The organism is Nostoc sp. (assembly GCF_036917775.1).
Classification (GTDB): domain Bacteria; phylum Cyanobacteriota; class Cyanobacteriia; order Cyanobacteriales; family Nostocaceae; genus Nostoc.
Genome location: NZ_JBALEQ010000039.1, coordinates 1 through 3408, shown reverse-complemented (window position 1 = coordinate 3408; position 3408 = coordinate 1). Strand labels below are relative to the sequence as shown.

The 3408-nt window shown below is 51.1% G+C and carries 3 protein-coding genes; all 3 read right to left on the bottom strand.

Annotated features, from left to right (window positions below; all coding sequences use genetic code 11):
• Nucleotides 1-1553 (bottom strand): beta strand repeat-containing protein (locus V7K69_RS06565; RefSeq protein ID WP_335032494.1); only part of this gene is annotated, 1553 nt, incomplete at its 3' end.
• A 62-nt stretch (nt 1554-1615) separates the two neighbouring features.
• Nucleotides 1616-2692 carry a TIGR03032 family protein gene (locus V7K69_RS06560; RefSeq protein ID WP_335032492.1) on the bottom strand — a complete coding sequence of 359 codons (1077 nt, stop codon included), beginning with the start codon at nt 2690-2692 and terminating at the stop codon, nt 1616-1618.
• A 273-nt stretch (nt 2693-2965) separates the two neighbouring features.
• The coding region (locus tag V7K69_RS06555) for an integrin alpha (RefSeq protein WP_442936125.1) at nt 2966-3408 on the bottom strand (443 nt) is incomplete at its 5' end.

The following is a 3408-nucleotide window of genomic DNA, read 5'->3' as shown; positions in this document are numbered from 1 at the left end:
GTAAAAGTAGTGCTAAAATCAATACCTAATCCGTTAGTGCCGTTGAGGTCGAAGATGGGAGCGCGGTTGCCAAACACCACGTAGCTCTGCCCAGAAGAGGAGCCGTTGGGGGAGGCAAGTCTTGCCCCGATAATCAGGTCGTCTATGCCGTCACCGTTGACATCCCCGGCACTGCTGACCGAGTTGCCTGAGACGTCACCTACTGCGATGCCGTTAAGAATAAAACCATTAGTGCCGTTGAGGGTGGAAAGATCTAGAGTCGCGCTAAAGCCTGTGCTTTTGCCAAACACCACGTAGCTCCGCCCTGATTGGGAGCCGTTGGGTGAGGCACCGAATCCCCCGATAATCAGGTCGTCTATGCCGTCACCGTTGACATCCCCGGCACTGCTGACAGAATAACCTGATAAGTCACGTTCAGCGATGCCGTTAATCGCAAAGCCTGACGTGCCGTTGAGGGTGGAGAGGTCTAGAGTCGCGCTAAAGCCTGTGCTATTGCCAAACACTACGTAGCTCTGCCCTGAAAGGTTGCCGTTGGGGTCGGCAAGGTATGCCCCGATAATCAGGTCGTCTATGCCGTCACCGTTGACATCCCCGGCACTGCTGACCGAGTTGCCTGAGACGTCACCTGCTGCGATGCCGTTAAGAATAAAACCATTAGTGCCGTTGAGGGTGGAGAGGTTAAGAGTCGCGCTAAAGCCTGTGCTATTGCCAAACACCACGTAGCTCTGCCCTGAATACAAGCCGTTGGGGGAAGCACCTCTTGCCCCGATAATCAGGTCGTCGATGCCGTCACCGTTGATATCTCCGGCACTGCTGACAGAATAGCCTGATGCGTCACCTGCTGCGATGCCGTTAAGAACAAAGCCGTTAGTGCCGTTGAGGGTGGAGAGGTTAAGAGTCGCGCTAAAACCTGTGCTATTGCCAAACACTACGTAGCTCTGCCCAGAGTCGGTGCCGTTGGGGTCGGCATCTCTTGCCCCGATAATCAGGTCGTCGATGCCGTCACCGTTGATATCTCCGGCACTGCTGACAGATCTGCCTGAGAAGTCAAATGCATTGAAGCCGTTAATAGCAAAGCCGTTAGTGCCGTTGAGGGTGGAGAGGTTAAGAGTCGCGCTAAAACCTATGCTATTGCCAAACACTACGTAGCTCTGCCCTGAGCTGAAGCCGTTGGGGTTGGCATAAGCTGCCCCGATAATCAGGTCGTCGATGCCGTCACCGTTGACATCCCCGGCACTGCTGACAGATCTGCCTGAGAAGTCAAATGCATTGATGCCGTTAATAGCAAAGCCGTTAGTGCCGTTGAGGGTGGAGAGGTTAAGAGCCGGGCTAAAGGGTGTGCTTTTGCCAAACACCACGTAGCTCTGCCCTGAACTACTGTTGCCGTTGGGGTCGGCACCGAATGCCCCGATAATCAGGTCGTCGATGCCGTCACCGTTGACATCCCCGGCACTGCTGACAGATCTGCCTGAGACGTCACCTGCTGCGATGCCGTTAAGAACAAAGCCGTTAGTGCCGTTGAGGTTAGATAAGTTGAAAACTGAATTTGCCATGAGTTTTTCCTTTGTTTTAAGATTTGAGACTTTAGAGATTCCGTTCAACAAGAGGCAGCAGTTCAAGAATCTGTGCCAACAGTGATTAGCCGCCGGATTTCATCGCTCTTGAAACCAATAGCCATCGGTCGCCGCACCCCTGCTAATGCCACTACATCGTAAAGTTCCTGCACCACCCCTTCTAAGCGCAGAGAATGGACAACATCCCCACTTCTGAGGTCAATTACCAGCAATCCGCAATGAGGTTCAGCTTGCAAGGCTAGCAACTTCTCATCTAGCGGCAGCCCGCTAAAGGTTTTGTTGTGCCTGGGTTGAGAAATCCCCACCACCGCGAAGTCGCCGTGAAAGGTTAATCCGCGCTGATAACCTGGACAGAAAGCTACGGGTTCAAATACCCCCCGATCTAAGTCCACGTAACCAAATTCCCCTGTACCAGAGTTGAGTAACCACAGTTTGTCTCGATACCACCGAGGAGAGTGGGGCATTGACAGTCCCGCTAACACGATTTCGCTGCTTTCGACATCAATAACGCAACCACCGTTGGTTCGTTTGTCCCGCCATCCCTCGGCTACATCTGACTGACTCACAGCAGTGACATACTTCGGTTTTCCTGAGCGCATTGCCAACCCGTTGAGATGACACCTGTCTTCTGCCGCTAGCTTGGAGATAAACGGGGGCTGCCACACAGGGACGAAGCTATGGGTTTCGCTGACTGTAGCTAGACAGCTAAAGAGAGTATTGACAAATATCAATTTCTGTGGATTGTTTGATTCTGGAGAATTGGCAAGGGCGATGTCATGGATGTCTAAATCCCCAGTGATGTAACCCAGTTGCGGCAGATAGAGAGCATCATAGCCGTTGTGAACTTGTCCAGGTTCAAGAGTATTTTCCAATCGCCACAGTTGATACAGGGAACTCATATATAAGCTGCTTCCCTGGCTATACAAACCCATGCAGCGATCAAAAGTCCGCTCGAACACCGACAGCCGTTTGTCTGGTTGCAAGCCGATGAAAAATACTTTGCCTGCTTGGTAGGTAGTGAATGCCAAACTGAGATTTTGCTCGTATAGCCAAGGGACGAATTGCCTAGAAGCGTTGATTTCTAGTCCAGTAGAGGCAGAAACGGGAGTTTGAGTCATTAGTGCTGTTGGTTCCTTGGGTTAACTTTTGCTCTTTGATGCAACAAAGGTGCGAGTCGATGCATGAAAGTTGCTCTTTGATGCAACAAGGGTGCAGGCCAATACAACATAGCTTTCCCACTCTAGGATTAAACAAGGTTAAAGAAGTAAGCTCATTTTTGCAACTTAGATACAACTTTGATGCAGGTCGATGCATCAAAGTTGCAGATTCATGCAACTAAGGTCGGCGTTGCATAAATCGAGATCATTAAAGCGTGACGAAATTAACAGCAGTCAGCGTCGTAGTCTGTCACCTGGATTAATGCCATTGATGGCAAAGCCGTTGGTACCATTCAGGGTGGAAAGATCGAAGTTGGCACCAAAACCGCCTCGGCTACCAAACACTACATAGCATTGCCCTGAGTCGGAACCGTTTGTGTTTGCACTTGGTGCGCTGATAATCAAGTCGTCAATACCGTCACCGTTGACATCTCCTGCATTGCTGACTGAACGGTCTGAGTCGTCGTCTTGATTGATGCCGTTGATGGCAAAGCCATTAGTGCCGTTGAGGTTGCTGACATGGAGCCTGGCACTAAAACGGTCTTTGCTGCCAAACACCACGTAGCTCTCCCCAGAAGATCGGGAGGCAAAGGGTGCCCCAATAATCAGGTCGTCAAGACCATCGCCGTTGATGTCTCCCGCACTGCTGACAGAACTACCTGATTGGTCAAATGCAT

Excerpts from the sequence above, each read along its gene's own strand:
- V7K69_RS06560 (WP_335032492.1), bottom strand. The coding sequence starts at position 2,692 with ATGACTCAAACTCCCGTTTCTGCCTCTACTGGACTAGAAATCAACGCT.